The sequence below is a fragment of the Muribaculum gordoncarteri genome, from assembly GCF_004803695.1.
Taxonomy (GTDB): Bacteria; Bacteroidota; Bacteroidia; order Bacteroidales; family Muribaculaceae; genus Muribaculum; species Muribaculum gordoncarteri.
Genome location: NZ_CP039393.1, coordinates 3,201,827 through 3,220,416, shown reverse-complemented (window position 1 = coordinate 3,220,416; position 18,590 = coordinate 3,201,827). Strand labels below are relative to the sequence as shown.

The 18,590-nt window shown below is 48.6% G+C and carries 12 protein-coding genes; 7 read left to right on the top strand and 5 right to left on the bottom strand.

The genetic code is table 11. The annotated features are described in order from the left end of the window. Positions 1-13 precede the first annotated feature (13 nt). From E7746_RS14000 to E7746_RS13980, 5 genes are all read right to left on the bottom strand, one after another. A complete protein-coding gene (locus E7746_RS14000) occupies positions 14-2,299 on the bottom strand; it encodes an inorganic phosphate transporter (protein ID WP_136411213.1) in 2,286 nt (761 codons plus the stop codon). A 138-nt stretch (positions 2,300-2,437) separates the two neighbouring features. Further along, on the bottom strand, positions 2,438-3,370 hold the full coding sequence (locus E7746_RS13995; RefSeq protein WP_394347700.1) for a metallophosphoesterase: 933 nt from the start codon (positions 3,368-3,370) through the stop codon (positions 2,438-2,440). A 28-nt stretch (positions 3,371-3,398) separates the two neighbouring features. Next, the gene (locus tag E7746_RS13990) at positions 3,399-6,149 is read right to left on the bottom strand and encodes a TonB-dependent receptor (RefSeq protein WP_394347699.1); all 2,751 of its coding nucleotides are present in this window, start codon (positions 6,147-6,149) and stop codon (positions 3,399-3,401) included. 98 nt (positions 6,150-6,247) lie between these two features. Then, positions 6,248-7,687, bottom strand: a complete 1,440-nt coding sequence (locus E7746_RS13985) for a sensor histidine kinase (RefSeq protein WP_136411211.1) — start codon at positions 7,685-7,687, stop codon at positions 6,248-6,250. Beyond that, positions 7,671-8,366 (bottom strand): response regulator transcription factor, encoded by a 696-nt coding sequence (locus tag E7746_RS13980; RefSeq protein ID WP_136411210.1) that lies wholly within the window; start codon positions 8,364-8,366, stop codon positions 7,671-7,673. Before E7746_RS13980 ends, E7746_RS13985 begins: the two co-directional genes overlap by 17 nt. A gap of 162 nt (positions 8,367-8,528) precedes the next feature. Between E7746_RS13980 and E7746_RS13975 the strand changes: the two genes are divergently transcribed. From E7746_RS13975 to E7746_RS13945, 7 genes are all read left to right on the top strand, one after another. Further along, the gene (locus E7746_RS13975; RefSeq protein WP_136411209.1) at positions 8,529-11,285 is read left to right on the top strand and encodes a TonB-dependent receptor; all 2,757 of its coding nucleotides are present in this window, start codon (positions 8,529-8,531) and stop codon (positions 11,283-11,285) included. A gap of 42 nt (positions 11,286-11,327) precedes the next feature. Continuing rightward, positions 11,328-12,812 (top strand): hypothetical protein, encoded by a 1,485-nt coding sequence (locus E7746_RS13970; RefSeq protein ID WP_202877158.1) that lies wholly within the window; start codon positions 11,328-11,330, stop codon positions 12,810-12,812. Between the two features lie 141 nt (positions 12,813-12,953). Continuing rightward, on the top strand, positions 12,954-14,612 hold the full coding sequence (locus E7746_RS13965) for a fibronectin type III domain-containing protein (RefSeq protein WP_238337253.1): 1,659 nt from the start codon (positions 12,954-12,956) through the stop codon (positions 14,610-14,612). Between the two features lie 96 nt (positions 14,613-14,708). Then, positions 14,709-15,983: a sigma-54-dependent transcriptional regulator gene (locus tag E7746_RS13960; RefSeq protein WP_136411207.1), complete on the top strand. Its 1,275-nt coding sequence runs from the start codon at positions 14,709-14,711 to the stop codon at positions 15,981-15,983. A gap of 485 nt (positions 15,984-16,468) precedes the next feature. Further along, entirely contained in the window at positions 16,469-16,711 is a 243-nt protein-coding gene (locus tag E7746_RS13955) for a hypothetical protein (RefSeq protein WP_136411206.1), read from the top strand. 4 nt (positions 16,712-16,715) lie between these two features. Continuing rightward, positions 16,716-17,099: a MerR family transcriptional regulator gene (locus E7746_RS13950; protein ID WP_136411205.1), complete on the top strand. Its 384-nt coding sequence runs from the start codon at positions 16,716-16,718 to the stop codon at positions 17,097-17,099. A 6-nt stretch (positions 17,100-17,105) separates the two neighbouring features. Further along, positions 17,106-18,548, top strand: coding sequence for a DUF4099 domain-containing protein (locus tag E7746_RS13945; RefSeq protein ID WP_136411204.1), 1,443 nt, complete (start codon positions 17,106-17,108; stop codon positions 18,546-18,548). The last annotated feature ends 42 nt before the right edge of the window (positions 18,549-18,590 follow it).

Sequence of the window (18,590 nt, the reverse complement as noted above, 5' to 3'; positions counted from 1 at the left end):
AAAACAATCTTTTTTACTCTAAAGAAGCAGATGAAAGCGCGGGGCGGCTGCGGAACTCCGAATCGCGGAGTTTTGCAAAGGCTCGGAGATATTTGCGGATGGACGATACCATTTCCTGCGTTTCCTGAAGCATATTGACATAGACATAAAGCACAGCCATAGCCGAGGTATCCCCGTCGCGCAACTGGTCGTGGGCACGATGGTAAGTGTCGGAAACAATATCCTTTATCTCGTCGCAGTGACGGCGCAGTACGCTGATGGCGGCTATATCGCCCGATTTCATCAACTCCAGTGTATCGTTGAACAGTGTGCTGATACGGGTGCGGAGCAGCTCACACTCTGTTGCATAGCGTGGTGGAAGCGGCATGAAATTGTTTTCCACATGCTCCTTGCACACCTCGTTGATGCGCCGCAGGTTATAGAGAATGTTCATGCACAGGTTGTTGCTCAGGTAGAACCATGTGCTTTTCTCTATTGCCATCTCGCGTGTCAGGTGGCGCAGGCATAGCGTTTCCTTGCGGCGCGCGTTTTTCAATACTGTTTTCTGTTTCGCCAGACTTGACTCCGCCTTGTTTAACACTCCGGCATTGTCACCGATGAAGGCTGCTGTAATGTCGCGGTATTTTTCCTCCGCGTATGCTAAGAATCCCTGTTGTTGCTCAGTGATATACATAAGCAGCAACGGCCAAGTCTGCGTTTTGTCCTGAGTGGTGATGATTGCTTGAAAAAGAGCGTCGCCCCCATTCTCAGCATCGTTTTTCTTGCTGAACCGCCTGTTACTGCGGATAATAAGGAAGATGGTAAGAGCTGCGAGCAGGAACATCACCCAATGACCTCCGTAGTGCATTGCGGCGACTATGATTCCGGCTCCAATGAAGGCTGCACCGGCGGTTAGGAACCAGCCGCCGATGACGGAAATCACGCCCGTGATGCGGAACACTGCGCTTTCTCGACCCCAAGCACGGTCGGCGAGAGAGGTACCCATTGCTACCATGAAGGTGACGAATGTTGTGGACAGCGGCAACTTGAGCGATGTGCCGAAGGCTATCAGGGCACCGGCAAGCACAAGGTTTACCGAACCACGGATAAGGTCAAATGACGCTCCCTGATCCATTATTGTTTCATCGACATTGAAACGACGATTGAACCACCGGCGTACACGCGGCGGAGTGATACCTCGCACCCAATTTAGAAATGAAAGCGTCCAGCGCACAAGTCGGCGGCTGATACGCGACGAGCCGAACATCTCGTCGCCTCCCTGTTGAGAACCGAGGCCGATTTCTGTCTTGGTGACATTCTTCGCCTTCTTCGATGTGGCGAGGGATACGACCATTATCACGCCCGCGCCAATGAGAAAATAAATTGGAGTATTTGCCGGACCGTTGAGCGAATCCATCAGGAATCCGTGAGCGTCGCCTCCGCCGTTGGCGATATAGTCCTGATATGAAGCCAGACCGCTCAAGGGAACACCGATGAAGTTCACAAGGTCATTTCCGGCGAATGCCATTGCCAGAGAGAAAGTACCCATAAGCACGATTATCTTCAGGACATTCACCTTGCATATATGCAGCAGTTGCATCAATATCGTGAAGAATCCGAAACAGCAGAGAATGATCAGTCCGGTATGGGCCTTAATCCATCCTTTGACTTCCGGGGTCATGAATGTAAGGTCTTTAGCGCCTTTGATAAGAAGAAAATAAACAATCGCTGTGGCGCAGATGCCTCCAAAAATCCCGATTTTCCATTTGAGATTGCTCCGGTAATTGAAGGAGAATATCATTCGGGAGAGAAATTGCACCACAGTTCCGAAGAAAAACGCTATCGCTACCGAAAGGAATATTCCGAGTATTACCGACAGGGCTTTTTCGGTGTTCAGCAGGTCGTTGAAACCGAGGTCGATACCACCGGCCATTTTTATCAAAGCCACTACAAATGTAGCTCCGAGAAGCTCGAACACCATTGAAACGGTGGTGGAGGTCGGCATACCCAGCGAATTGAAAATATCGAGCAGTATGATGTCGGTCACCATCACCGCCATGAAGATGCAGATGAGGTCATAGAACGAGAAATGCTCAGGTCGGAATATACCATGCCGGGCAATATCCATCATCCCGTTGCTCATCGCCGCCCCGATAAATACTCCGATAGAGGCGACTATCAACACTCTCTTGAACGATGCCGCCCGCGAACCTATCGCGGAGTTCAAGAAATTGACAGCATCGTTGCTTACCCCCACCGACAGGTCGAACACCGCCAGCAGGAACAGAAAAATCACTACACAGAGGAACAGTATTTCCATTGTTTTCTCAAATTACTTTTTTCAGTGCAAAGTAACCGGTAAAACATTTCATGAATATTTCAAAATCTTTAAGCTATTGTGAAACAATTGAGGCTGCATCAACGTGATACAGCCTCAGAAAATTGATAATTAGAAGATTTATTTGTCTCGTTTCACTGTATATAGGATATTGCCCTCCTTGTCAAGCATATTCAATCGGAGAGATTCTCGGTCGGCGTTAAGCACCGAAAAGCCGGGTGCGTCGCTTTTGAAAACAGTCCCTTCGATATCTCCGGGGACTCTTGTCTTTGAGCCGGAAGTGTTTACAACATAATCAATTTTTGAGCCGGTTTTCTTTATATACTGATAATTATGTATGTGTCCGCAGATATACATATCCACGTTATGACGGCGCAATATGGTGTCAACTCGTTTCTGCATATCGGTTCTTTCTGACTCAGATTTGTCGGTAGAAGCAAATATAGGGTGATGACCCACTACTACAATCCAGTCTTCAGAGGCATCAGACAAAACTGAATCCAGCCATTTGAGCTGAGCATCAGCATCCTGCTTTGTTGCATCAGGATAAGTGTCGGATTTCTTGCGATACTTGTCAATCAGCGGAGGAGTGTCAAGAAATACCACCAGCAACGATGTATCACCGTCCTTGAAGGCCTTGGTGTAATACTTCGCAGGCATATCCCAGCGACGCGACACTTTGGAATAGTCAATTACAGCCTGTGTGTTGCCGCGATACTCATGGTTGCCGCATATTGGATACCAATGCACCATCAGTTCAGGATGAGAATAGATAAGTTCGTAGTTGGTCATCCACAATGGGTCGGACACGCTTTCCACACCCTCATAGTGATGTGTGTCGCCGAGGGCAAGCACCGCATCAGGGCCTATCTGTTCAGCAACATCTCCCATTGTGGCCGCTACCTTCTTTTGGTCATAATACCCGTTGCGTCCAAGATCGGATGCCACGATGAGGTTTATATCCCCTTTGGGAATTTCGTTTTGTGCCCATGCGGTCAGGGATGAAAACATGACCGAGGCAACGGCTACTGCCGTGATGAATAATTTTCGTATCATATTGTCATTATTTGTTTTGTGATTGTCAGAATGAAACTTTTATGCCGCCGTTGATCTTCACTCCATAATACTCCTGCTGCATGGTGAGGTCTTTGCTACCTTGATAGTAGCGTAGCGGCTGATTCAGTAGATTTGTGCAGTCGGCATAGATTGTGAATTTTGTCTTCTTTCCGAATGTATAACTTATGTTGAAATCCATGTATTTCACGCTATCATAGTAGCGGTCATAAAACTTGCTTGCACCCATCTCATCAATAAAGTCCGAAGCATAATTGAACGATAGTCTGGCGGAAAGTCCGAATTTCTCAAAGTAGAGCGACACGTTGGCTGTATGCTCCGGAGAACCGGGAAGGCTCAATCCTTTCTCATTCTCGCGGCCCTCAAAATTGAAATCCGTGACTCTGGAATGGGTATAGGTATATGTTCCGTAGAGTCCGACACATCTTAGAGCCGGAGCAATAAAGCTGAAGTCGCGCTGGTAAGAGAACTCCGCGCCGAAGATATTGGCGTTACCGCCGTTCTTAGGCTGCGTGAACTTGGTCCACACGTGCCCTTCATATTCATGATTGAATGAAACTTCATCGACTATAAAGCCTTCAATCCGTTTATAGAAGAGGCCGGCTGATACAAGTCCGATGGATTTCCAATAATATTCCGCGTTGAGGTCTATATTGTGCGAGGTCGTGGCTTTAAGTCCCGGATTGCCGATTACGATTTCGTTGTCGCCACGCTTGATGTTCATGCCTGGCACCAATGCCGAATACTTAGGACGGGAAATCGACTGATTATATCCCGCACGTATCATGAAGTCCTTATTGACATCCCATTTGAATATCATGGAGGGGAGGAAGTTTATGTAGCTTGACGATTCAGGGTCGGTCTTTGATACTGTACCCGATTCGTCATCATAAATTCTGCCGGTATAACGCAATGCTGTGTTTTCGACCCTTAATCCACCGGTGAAGTTCAGATTATCTGTGATTCTGGAATCAAGTCGGATATAACCTGCTGTCACGTTCTCTCTGGCATTGTAGTTTCCAACAAGTTCTTCGGCAACCTGCGCCTTTTCAAACAAGGAGGCATCATCAAGGTTGAGGCTCCCCAGAAACTGTTTGCTTATAAATGAACCTGTCTGATAGCGGGATGACGGCATGAAACGGTCGGTGGATTCATTAACCGAATGTGCCAAAGCGTCTTTATTGAACCCCTTTTTATCAACAGGGGTATATTCATAGTAATCGATCTCCTTATCTTTTGTCTTGTTTACAAACTTGAAACCGAATTTCAATTTTGAACGGTCGCTGAGGCGAGTCTTGAAATCAAGCGACGCTTTCAAGTCCTGTTCCGTTATGTCTTCCTGTTGCTGAGTGAGGTCTTTAAGAGAGAATTTGTCGTCAAGGAGCATTGTCGAACCCTCGTCGGGTGTTGCGAAAGGTGTTCGCGGATTCGACAGATCAAATGAAAAATGCTGCTTCTTCAACCGGAAGTCTATGTATCGCTCATTGGGCCTTTCTTCGGAGGCACGTGCATATCCGATTCTCCAGTCAAGGCTCAGGAAACCGAGCCGGTTTTCACCACCGAGGGTAAAATCCATAGTACGCTGACGTTCGAGACGCGCATTGCGATTATCGTGCGATCCACCCTTTGTCTGGACACGTACATCCGCGACTCCGTCAGGTGTGATGTCTTTCAAAGTCGTGCGATAACGGTTTTCCCAGTCGTTGCGGTTGTTGAAAATTCCCTTGAACCATATTTTATTGAAATCATTGAATTTCCAATCCGCTGACAACGAATAGCTTTGCCGCTCACGTGTGACGTAATACTGGCGTATCTGGTAATCAGATAGATAGAGTTTTCCGGCATCATCCTTTCCCCAGATAAATTCAGTATTGTAAGAACCGGACGGGGCGTTATTATAGGAAGCCGAAACCATAATGCCAAGACGGTCATTGAAGAACCGGTTGCCTATGGTGAGACCGAAATTCATCTGCGCTTTCCGGCTTATCCAGTTGTAACCGGTCCCCGCTACGGCGTTAAGTGTAAGTCGGCGGGGAGAGTTCTTGGTGACAAGATTTATCGAACCGCCTATCGCATCCCCGTCCTGATCAGGCATCAGAGTCTTGTTGACTTCGATAGTCTGAATCATGTCGGACGGAATAAGGTCAAGTTGCACATTGCGAATGTCACCTTCTGCCGAGGGGATTCTTGAACCATTGATGGTCACGGAGCTGAAATCAGCGGGTGTGCCGCGAACTTGTCCGAAACGGGCTTCTCCCTGATCATATTGCACGTTGATACCGCTTATACGCTTCAGGGCATCCCCTATGTTTGAATCGGGGAACTTGCCAATCTGATCAGCCGAAACGATGTTTGTGACATTTATGTTGCTCTTCTGCGCGTTTATGGCACGTTGCTGACCCGAAAATACACCTGTCACCACAACTTCGTTGAGCTCTTTGGAGGAGTCTGACATTATAATATCCTGCGTTACATCCGTGTCTGCCAGAACGATGGCTTGGGATACCGGGACAAAACCCAGATATGAGATATTCAGTCTATGAGTTCCTGACTCAAGGTTGGAAAAGGAATAGAACCCATCGGCATCAGCCACTGCTGAATGGGCTTTGCCATCAAGAATGACAACAGCGCCAGGGAGAGGATTGTGTTCATTGTCCAAAATACGTCCCTTGAGCAGGCGGGAGCCGCCGGAGTCCGCTCCCTGTATGGTTAAGCTTATGGCAAGCATACCCACGATTAACGAAATTACTTTTTTCACTGTTACTGTTATTATTGGTTTTCAGTGCAAAAGTACTTTCGTATGATTTCATGGATTTTTCATAAATATTAAAGTATCGTTAATTGCGATAATGCCGACTATCTACTGAGCGTTATCTTGAAAGACAGGCCGCCGGTTCTGACATTCTCCGCTGTTATTGTACCTCCGTGAAGCATGACGGCATTTTTGACTATTGACAAGCCGAGGCCAGTGCCACCGGCGGCGCGGCTCCGGCCCTTGTCTATACGGTAGAACCGCTCGAAAAGGCGGGGCATATGCTCTTCGTTAACCCCGACACCGTTGTCCGATACGGTAATGACAATCTTTTTGACATCTTCATAAAGCAGCCTGATTTTAATTGTGTCACCGCCGCTGTATGCTATGGCATTGTCAATAAGGTTATTGAACATCGCTTCTAATAGCGATGGATTGCCTGACATTTCGAGCGTCCTGACAACATCATTCTCTATGACTATCCCTTTTGATCCGGCTATGATGTCACGGTCACTGACAACATCACTGATAATCCGGGAAAGATCTACATTCTCCTTCATTATTGTAGCACTGCCGTCGTCCATTCGAGTTATAAGGGCTACATCCGCGAGAAGATGCTGTAACCTCTCCGCGTTCATCAGGCAGCGTTGTAGAAATAAGTCGTGTTTCTCGCTGCTGATGTTCTTATGTTCCAAAAGCGTTTCCACACATACCTTTATGGATGCGACGGGTGTTTTCAGTTCGTGATTGATATTGTTGGTAAGCTGTTTTTTTATCCGTTCCTTCTCCTGCTGTTCGTGGAGTGCGGCATTATGTTCCCTGTCACGGTCAATGTTAGCTTGTTGCAGGCGGGCATAGATACGGACGATATTATTTGATATTGACCCTAATTCGTCACTTGGGAAAGGCTCCGAATCCGAAATCTTAATACCGCTCTCAACATCTTCTGCAAATTTTTTAAGTCTGGTGATATGCAGCCCGACTCGTCTGGTGGCAAAATACCCCAGCACACACATGACCAATGCGACAGCTCCCATAACCCAAATAAAGTTGACATCCGGATTCAGTAACCCGCTCAACGATATTGAATAAGGTACTGCCGTGCGGACTATGTATCCGTTATCGCCTTTGGTGGCTGAATAAAAGTAAGAATCGCCTGTGCTTTCGCTGTGACGGCGCACTGTGTAGCCGGATTTATGTGCAAGAGCCTGTCTTATCTCTTCACGGTCAAGATGATTCTTGCCGGGAAGCGAGTCGATTGAATTGTCATAGACTACCGTTCCGTCATTCTTTATCACGCTTACCCTTATGTCATCGAAGGGATGGAAATCGCGCAGACTGATATCCGATATGTTTTTACCATGTTCCAGTTCCGTAAGGATATAGGTGTTTATCATCTGAAGCCGGGTGTTCATTTCATCCGCCTTGAACTCTTTTTCACGGTGGTATTGGAAAGTGATGAAGCACCCCACGAGAAGTAGAGAATAACCGAGCAGCCAAAGGAAAAGCCGCTGCGGATATGTGAGCCTATTCGATGAATCCATAACCGTAACCTGAACGTGTGGCTATATTCTTGCCGTACTGACCGATTTTCTGGCGGATACGGGTGATGTTGACATCCACCACGCGGTCGAGCACCACCACCTCATCAGGCCATATTTCTTTCAGCAGTTCGGCACGTGAGAAAACCTGCCCGATATTCGACATCAGTTTCAGCAGAATCTCGAATTCCTTTTTTGGCATCTTCACCTCACTGCCATCGACATGACAGGTACGGTTTCGCTTTGACAACACAAGCCCCTTGTAACTTACCTCGTCGTTTGCCGTCGGTGGAACCGCCGCATACGCCGATGTGCGGCGAAGCACCGTGCGGATTCTTGCAAGCACCGCCTTCAGCGAGTAAGGCTTCATTATATAGTCGTCGGCTCCGAGGTCAAGCCCCTTTATCATGTCATCTTCGGTGTCTTTTGCGGTGCAGAATATTATCGGCACCGAAGCCGTGGCTGGATTCGCCTTCATTATGCGGGCAAGCTGGGTGCCGGAAATCTCCCCCATCATTATATCAAGGAGTATCAGGTCGTAACCCGAAAGGTCATGGGTCAATGCTTCCTCGGCACTGTAAGCCGTTGCCACCTCATATCCTTCGGCTTCAAGATTGAAGGCAAGGGCATCGCAAAGCGTTTCCTCGTCATCGACCACAAGTATTCTTTTTGCTTTTTCCATATTGCAAAATTAGTTAGAACTCTCCAATTACAGGGCTATCTGTCAAAAGTTTAATGAAACTTTAATAATATCAGCCGATTTAATGATAGTTCAACAAATCTGAAAAATTCATGAAACAATCTGACCGTAATTTTGCCCCCGAAAATGATAACGAAGATTTATATGAATTTGAAAAGCTTACCGCTAAGTCTTACACTTGTCGCCCTCGTCGGATGCTATGCCGACATGGAAGCCGGCATAATAAAAGGAACGGTGTATGACGGCGGCACTGACGAGCCGCTGATAGGCGCGTCTGTCATGGCCAATCCCGGCATCAATGGAACGGCAACAGACATTGACGGCAATTATACCCTTCGGCTTCCGGAAGGAAAGTATGATTTTTCCGTTAAGTACATCGGTTACAGGGACACAGTGATAACACGACAGATACCCGCCGGTGATGAGATAATTACATTGGACATCCGCATGAATCCGGACGCCACATCTCTGGCCGAAGTGACTGTTACCGCTGTCGCACGAAAGGACACCGAATCCGCAATGATTGAGGAAGAGAAACAGAGCGATGTGGTGCAGACAGGAGTGTCGGCCCAACAGATAGCAAAGACTCAGGACAAAGACGCTTCGGAAGTGATACGCCGTGTACCGGGTATCTCAATCATAGACGACAAGTTCGTGATGGTGCGCGGACTCTCCCAGAGATATAACAATGTGTGGCTCAACGGAGGCGCGGTGCCAAGTTCAGAAGCAGATTCAAGAGCTTTCTCATTCGACATAATACCGAGTTCACAGCTTGACAACATAGTGATTGTGAAAAGTCCCGCGCCTGAATATCCGTCGGATTTTACCGGAGGATTCGTTATGGTAAGGACCAAGTATCAACCGGCGAAAAGCGGATTTGACATCTCGGTCGGCACCTCATTCAATGACATGACACATTTCCGCGATTTCAAATACTATAAAGGCGGAGGCAAATACTATTCAGGTGGATTTGATTCTCCATTATTGACTTATTCCGGTTTCCCGAACCGTATCGACCCGCTCAACAACGGCTTCAACAACGACTGGAAAGTCTATGTTAAGAAGCCGATAGGCGATCTGAAAGTCAACGCCTCATACAGCAACCGCTGGAGATTTGAATCCGGGTCTTCTCTCGGATTACTGGCAAGCGTAAATTTCTCGGACGCATACCGCACTCTTCTTGATATGGAGAATTCCCTTTACGGGCCATACGATGTGACCAACGACAGCCCCGTATATCTCCGCAAAGCGACCGACAACCAATATACCAATGACCTCAAACTTGGCGCACTGCTCAATCTCTCTTTCCTCCCTCAAAACGACAGACACCGTTTTGAATGGAAGAACATCTATAACAGAATCGTCAAGAACCGTTATTCCGACCGCACGGGATTCAACTCGCAGCCTGACAACATTCAGGACATGGAATATTATTACTCCACCCGCAACACATTCAACACCCAATTTACAGGGCGGCATGAATTCAGCTCCGCCTCCCTTTGGGACTGGAGTGCCGGTTATGCCTATTCCGACCGGGACATGCCGGACAGACGGCTGATCCAACTCACAGACCGCACCGACCAAAGGATGGGTATTTACCGCATAAGCCGTGAATTTACAAGACTGAGGGAACACACGGCATCACTCAATACCAACTATCGTCACGAATTTGATTTCGGAGCAATAAAACCGGTGTTGAAGACGGGACTATACGGAGAGTACCGCAACAGGACATACGATGTCCGTGAATTTCAATACGGCTGGCAACCCGACAATAACCTTCCGGACGGGTTTATGTTCAATCCGGATGTTACGGGTGAGATATTGATACCCGAGAACTATGGCCCCGACAAGCTCTATCTGTACGAGAATGTCAATTTCCTGAACAGCTACAAGGCAAGCAGCCGACAGATTTCGGGATATGTCGGTGTCAACATTCCGTGGCGTTCACTTACAATCTACGGTGGTGTAAGATATGAATATGTCGATCAGTTGTTGAGAATGAATACCCGCCAGTCGGAGGAAAGCCTTCAGGACACCCATTATTACTATAAGGATTTCTTCCCGTCGGTAAACGTGAGCTACCGTTTCAATGACAGACATCAGGTCAGAGCCGCCTACGGACGCACCACAAACCGCCCTGAGTTCCGTGAACTTGCGCCTACGGTTTATTACGATTTTGACCTCGGAAGCAGCGTGATGGGCAATTATGACCTCAAAGCCGCATATATTCAGAACATAGACCTGAGATATGAATGGTACCCGTCGAAGAACGAGATTGTTTCGGTGGCGCTGTTCTACAAGAAATTCACCAATCCGATTGAATGGACATATACCGTTGCCGGAGGCACAGACCTCATCTACTCATATATCAATGCAAAAGGAGCTGACAATTACGGCATAGAAGTGGACATCCGCAAAAACCTCGGATTTATCGGTCTTGACGATTTCAGCCTTTCGTTCAACGGCTCGCTTATCAAGAGCAAAGTGACATTTGACAAGGGCAACAACATCGACCGTCCGATGCAGGGACAGTCGCCGTACCTGATCAACACCGGCCTGTTCTATAACCGCGACGGATGGTCGGCAGCTGTACTCTATAACCGCATCGGCAAGCGAATCGTCGGCGTAGGAAACAAATACGGAACAGGCGTTGATGGTAACGCCCGCAACATCCCCAACTCCTACGAGATGCCGCGCAATTCATTGGACATATCGTTTGGCAAGAAATTCGGTCATTGGGAGTTGAAAGCCTCGGTGCGTGATGTTCTTGCCGAGCGGTACCTGTTCAAACAGATTGAGGAAGTCGAAGTCCTCGGTAAAAACAAGAGTATCGAAGAAATAACCCGAAGCTACAAGCCGGGACGGAATTTCAATCTATCAATAACATACAGTTTCTAAGAAAGTCATATCATGACAGAAGTTAAACCAAAACCCATTTCAATGGAAAGAACAAAAAAACAGACCGGCCGTCATATCATGATGGCGATGGCTTGCGCCCTGAGCCTTCTCTCCGCAAGCTGCTCATCCAATAATGATGAGCCGACCCCCAATCCTGTTAACCCCGATGTTACCTACAAAGGGAATGTCGCTTACAGTGCCGGAATCGTATTCAACGGCGATGAACTCGGCAACGGTACCCAGAACTTCCACTTCACAGGCGATGTGAAGCTCGAAAAAGGCACATACCTTCTCAAAGGCTGGGTGTATGTCGATGAAGGCGCACGCCTCACTATCCCTGCCGGAACGGTCATCAAGGGCGACAAGGGCACGATGGCGGCTCTCATCGTCGAGCCGGGCGGATACTGCAAGATGCAAGGTACAGCGGACGAACCTATCGTCATGACTTCGGCACAGGCTCCCGGCCAGCGTCGTCCCGGCGACTGGGGCGGTCTGATAGTCTGTGGCAAGGGCCTGAACAATCAGGGTACGCAGCAGATTGAAGGTGGCCCGACAACCATTCACGGAGGCAACAACAAAGCCGATAATTCAGGCATATACAGCTACATCCGCGTGGAGTTCGCAGGTTATCCCTTCGACACCGACAAGGAAATCAATGGCGTTACATTCGGCTCTGTCGGCAGCGGCACACAGATTGACCACATACAGGTGTCATACTCCAACGATGACTCCTTCGAGTGGTTCGGAGGATCGGCAAATTGCTCCTACCTCGTCGCCTACAAGGGGTGGGATGATGACTTCGACACCGACAACGGTTTCGACGGCGAAGTGAGCTACTGCCTCTCAGTGCGCGACCCGCGTATCGCTGATACCTCGCAGTCAAACGGCTTCGAGAGTGACAACAACGCCAGCGGTGCTGAAACAACACCCTTCACTTCGGCTCGGTTCCGCAATGTCACACTCATCGGGCCCAAGACAGTCAAGAACTCCGATTTTGTCAACAGCAGCGACTATATAACAGCGGGCAATATGTTCCCCGACAACGGTTCAAAACTCGGTCAGTTCCAGTCTGCCTTCCAGATTCGCCGCAGCAGCAAACTCAACATATCCAACGCCCTTGCAATAGGCTGGCCTATCGGTGTGATAATCGACGGCGAGAAAGGACAGACCGTTTCTTACGCGAAGTCCGGCGGCTTCAAACTTGAAAACATAGTGTTTGCCGGAATGGATGCCATAGGCACCGACAAGAATAAGGAATACAGAGACTATCTTTTCGATTACCTGACCGGCACGGAAGACCGCAACCAACCCTCGTTCTCACACACATTCTTCCTCGGCGGCTCAGGGAACCGCGTTATGGACGAATCCGCGCTCAATCTTTCCGACCCATTCATGACAGGACAGAACTGTTGCCCCATGACGGAAATAAGCGACGGCAAAGGCGGTTATATCGGAGCCTTCCGCGATGCTTACGACAACTGGATGAAAGGCTGGACCAATTTCGACCCTCAGAGCACCGTCTATTGATAACATAAGGATCAACAACAATTCAAGAAAATGAAAAAGACTGTTTTAATTTCTGCCGTCAGTGCAATTCTTTTACACTGCACAGCGTGGGCACAGACTACTGTTACGGTCGATTATGACAACTATTCGACGCCAGCCGCAATGCAACTCCGCAGAACGCTTGCGGAAATGCAGTCATCGGGTATGCCTTACAGCATAGCCATGACTGTCAACGGCGACCCATGCACCGTAATGGGATTCGCATGGTTCACCAATCCCGGAACAAAGAACGGAGAGGTTCAAATTGTGGCGAAAGAGAATGCAGTTCCTGCGGATTTCGATAATCCCGACATGTCATTCCCGGCCGCAGTGCAGCAGGTCAACGGCCTCAACTATTCCATCGAAAAGAACAAACTTTCCGGCATAGAAAGCAATATCAAGGTGGATTACCTGAGCCATAAGGCAAAAGCGGCTGGCCTCACTCCTGCTACCACATATTCCTATCGTGTCGGTTCAGCCGATGGATGGAGCGAAATCGGTACCTTCACCACGGCATCCGCCGACAAGAACGCAGGTTATTCATTCATCTATATAACCGACACACAAGCACAGAATGACGAGATGTTCAACGTGTCGCAGAAAACCGTACATGCAGCACGCAAATTGGTTCCTGAAGCAGCGTTCATACTGTGTAATGGAGACCTCGTGGAAACATCCGGGTCGAACAACTCCGAATGGGAATACGAACAGTGGTTCTCAACCATGCAGGACATATGGCTAAATACACCTCTTGTCGTCACAATGGGCAATCATGACATCAGTGGCAACCGCAATTTTGCCTATCACTTCAACAATGACAATTCGTACAATGAGAACGCAGAGGTTCCCACCGATATGGATGGTACCGTATTCTCATTTGTAAGAGGCGATGTCCTGTATTTGGTTATGAGCTATGAGAACTGGAATAAGCCCGGTTATCTGGACAGTCTTGGCAAATGGATGCGCTCTCAGGTGGGAGCCCATAAGGATGTCAAATGGAAAATTGCATCTTTCCACAAGAATATGTTTACAGGCAGCCGCTCACATCAGGATGATGCCGATGGCAAAGCTGTCCGCGCCGCCATGCTTCCTCTATTTTCCGAACTTGGAATAAACATGGCTTTTCAAGGTCACGACCATATCTATGAGGTCATTGGCCCAGTAAACAACACTACAAAAACGCTCGCATCTAATGGCGTCGAGGAAGTTCTGACGGTTGGAGAACCTGGTGCAAGAGAAAATATGACAGGCCGTGAAGGAGGTGTTTTCAACACGGCTGCCGGAACTCTCTATTTCCTCAATAATTCGGCCGGTAAGAAGAAGTACGAACCTCGAACTGAGGAAGAGATGATTGCTTCTTATTCCAAGCATGAAATCGAAAACTACTGGGGTTTGTTTTCGGGTAAATTTGGACAGACCGGTGAACCGACATTCAGCCGCGTTGATGTCACTCCTGAATCCTTCACAGTATCGACTTACACAGTTGATGATAATGGCAATCCTACTCTGTTTGATTCTTTCAAGGTAATTAACAATCCTGACGGAGCCGGTATAGCCGATGTTGCCGCCGAAACGACGGCTGATATCAGATGGGACGCTGCCGGTTATATACGAATATCTAATATTGCCCCAGAGTCAGTCGATGTCTATGACATAGAAGGCAGAAATGTATGTCACACCCAATCTGCCATAATCCCCACGGATAATTACACAATCGGTTTATACATCGTGAAAGCATCTGCTCAAAACAAGACATATACAGGGAAGATACTTATAAAGTAAAATATAACTTCCTCTGGGAATATCGCTTAGAAATAAGTGAAGGCTGCGTCACAGTGACGTGGCCTTTTACCATAAATAATAACCAATATTACAAACATGAACAAGATCCTCATTGTAGAGGCATCTGACTCCGACCGTCGGCTTATGTCGGGCTTGCTTGTCAAGTCCGGCTACGAGCCGATTGCCTTCGAGAGCATGGAGGCAGCAAAAGAGGCGGTGGTGAAACTGCCGCCCGGCGCGGTCGTGGTAACGGCGATGAAATTCGCCCACGGCACCGCGCAAGAGTTAATTAACTGGCAAAAATGCGAGGGATACAAGTTTCCCGTTATTGCCATAGTGGATAACATGAATGCCGTAGATCTTCTCTCGGTGATGCGCGATGGTGGTGCCGTGGATGTTGTACAGCGCCCGGCGATTGACAAGCAACTTGTTGAAACCGTCGGCAGATATGCCAAGCCTGAGAGTGTTGTGATACAGCTCGACAATGCACTGATTCCAAGACGGAGTGCAAAGTTCAAGGAGATTGAGCAGTCGATAGAACGAATTGCCCAGACCAATGTCAACTGCATCATATTCGGTGAAAGCGGCATGGGAAAGGAACAGATTGCACGGCAAATATATCTCCAAAGCTCTCGGACACAGAAGCCTATAACGGTAATCGAGGCCGGAGGCGCGGAGCTGGTAGGTCTGCACGACCCCAAATCCGACCGCAACGAGATGTATAACCGCATCAAAAGCTATTCCCAGAACGCTGCCGGAGGAACAATCATCCTGAAGAATATCCAGCTTCTCAATTTCGAGAAACAATCGGTGTTCCTGCATATTCTCTCGGAGGAACATCCCGATGTGAGGATGATATGCACCGCCAACGGCACACTGATGAAGATGCTCGCCGAGGAAGATTTCCGCGACAATCTTTTCTATATGTTGCGTCAGTCGGGTATCAACGTGCCGCCGTTGCGCGAGATGACCGAGGATATTCCTGACATTGCCGATTATCTTCTTGCCATATATGCGCATAAGACATCTCAGGTGAGAAAGCGGCTCGACGCATCGGCTATAAAGGCTCTGAAACTGTATCCGTGGCCCGGCAATATCCGTGAACTGAAAGATACCATTCTAATGGCAGCCTTCCATGCCGACGGCGACATCATATCTGCCGATGACCTTGTTTTCAGCGACATTCAGCCGGAAACAGCCGAAGATCTGACCCACCGCAATCCGAAAGCGGAGAAAGACCGCATCATAAGGGCCTATATCCGTGCCGGAACATGGAGAGGTGCCGCAAAACTGCTGAATGTGTCCGAAAAGACACTTATTCAGCTCCGTAAAAAGCACCATATCAATCCCCACGGAGAAATTGAGTCTTGATTACCTCAATAAAAATGCGTAACTTTGCAACGCAAAACAGCAAAGAATAGCGACTGAGGAGTCAGTCGCATCAAAAATACAGGATAACATAACTTCCGCATAAGTTCTATTGAGAATCTGCAAAATTCATAATGGTGAGCTTGGCGTGATGCTTATGCTATGCTTAAAGCATAGCGTATAGTATTCAAGCTATCACCATAGGCATTGCAGAGCCTTCAATAGTTAGCGTAGATATTATACGCTATTTTTTTGACCCTATCTAATCTATCGAGAACACTCAAATCCTTTACCTTTGGAAAAACACGGTTGGTTGTTCGCCAACAGTCAAGATTTAACATCACAATTATTCTATCTCTGAAATCTTCATTGTTTCAGCGCGTTACAACTTTAACACTCCTTAAATCGCCCTTTCTAAAATCCAGTCGGTTATAATTGCAAACGAGGCGCAATCCTCGACAAGTCTAACTCAAAACACATATAACCGTATGGAAGCAACAACTCCCCCAAACGCCACAGGCTTCAGCAGGAAGCCCAAACAGAGAAAGCGCATCAACGGGCGCAAATCAGCAACCCGCAAGTCCGGCTTCAATCCGCTTGCCGGAATGCCCGACGAAGCAAAGGCATGGATGTTAGGCTCGATGTTTCTCATCGCCGCCGCAAAGATACTCGGCCCTGTTATCGGGTTCGATGTCCTGGCGCTTCGCAAAACAGACATAGCCACAGACTGAGCCTATGCAGCAGAACGACACGCACGAGGCCGACTTCAAGACCGCCGCAAACGCATACGTTTCACTTGTGGAGCAGCGCGCCAGAAGTCCCGGCCAGTACCCTACGGGAAACAGACCGCGATTATACTTCCACGGAGAGCCGATTATTCTTCTCGAAGACATCGTAACCGGGCTTGATGTCAGCGAGAAAACAATTAGACGCTACCGCGACGCAGGAAAAATCAAGGTTTACGAGAGCATAGAGGGCAATATCAAGTTTGTGCTTCAATGCGACCTCGACAGGTTTCTCGAAAACTCCTTCATCAGTTCGTCCCATCCAGACTATAAGACTGTAAAGAAGAAATCAACCAACGGCGGAAACGCCAACCACACCACCACTAAATCATAATTCATTATGGACCAAACTCCCGACCAGCAGGAAGTGCTGATCGCCCGCGACAACACAAGCGGGCAGGTGGGAGCAGTCGTAGGGCAGAATCCCGACGGCACTCCCCAGATGGCGGATGTCAAATCGACGCCATTAAGCGAACTGATAAAGTTCAACAAAGGGCAGAACCCCCTCGAAGCGTTCATGTCGAATTTCATGCGGCAGGCCAGGAACCCCACGCTGTTCAGCTTCTTCAGATTGCAGGAAGACAAATACGAGCTTGTAGGCCCCGCAATGGCTGACATCATCAGGAATCCCGGCGACAATGCCGAAATGCTCAAGCCTTACGAGGTGGAAATGAAAGCCCCCGCACAGGCAGAGCAGCAGGAACAGGCCACGGCTAAGACACAGCAGCCGGAAACGACCGGCATCAAGCAACCGCCTATCGACCGCGACAGCATCGACTGGGTAAAAATCGAACAGCAGTGGGGCATTAAGCGCGACGACCTTGAAAAATCAGGGGCACTCGACCAGATGGTATATAACCACAAGTCGCCGCAGCTGTTCACGGTAACGCCCCGTTTCGGCGACGAGACATTCTCGCTTCAGGCCAAACTCTCGTTCCGTACCAACCCCGACGGCTCATATTCACTCGTGCCTCACTTCATCCGCAATGAGCCGCAGCTCGATCAGGAATTCAAGGGTTATACATTCACAAAGGAGGACAAGGCGGAACTCCGCAAGACCGGCAATCTCGGCAAAGCAGTTGAACTCGCCGACCCAAAAACCGGGGAAATGAAAAAATGCCTCGTGAGCATCGACAGGCTCACCAATGAGATAGAGGCCGTGCCGGTAGATAAAATCTACATCAAGCCCAAAGTCGCCAATATCAGCCTCGATATGCAGGCCATCGGCATACTCAAAAACGGCGGCATGATACGCGAGCAGCACGTGGAACTCCCCAACGGTGCCAAATTCACCGCCGACCTGCAATACAACGCAGCGAAACGCGACATCGTGTTCGTCAATTCCGATGTTTACCGCCAGAAGCAGGAGCAGAACAGTTCCCAACAACAGCAAGTAAGGGATTCATGGCACAATCCCGACGGCTCCGTCAAGCGACTCGAACATTGGTGCAAGCTGCCGCTGGATGAACAGCAGCAGGCCGATTATCTCGCAGGAAAGAAAGTCCTCGTAGGCGAGACCAAAGACAAATTCGGCAACGACTGCACCGTCTATTTCCAGTACAATCCCGAAAAACGTCAGCCTGAGACCACGCGGGTATATCCCGACCGCGACAAGGTCGTCGGCATCGCAGAGGAAAGCAAGACCCAGTATGCAGTGAACAACAACGGGGCGACCAACGAGGCAACCAAGAACGTGCAGGAGCCACTCCAGCGCGGGCAGACCGCCCCGAAGGACGAAAACCAGCAGAGGCAGCAGCGTAAGCCCAAAGGCCCCAAGCCTTGACCGCCACTCACCGCGCATATTCCACAATCAGTTTTATACTGC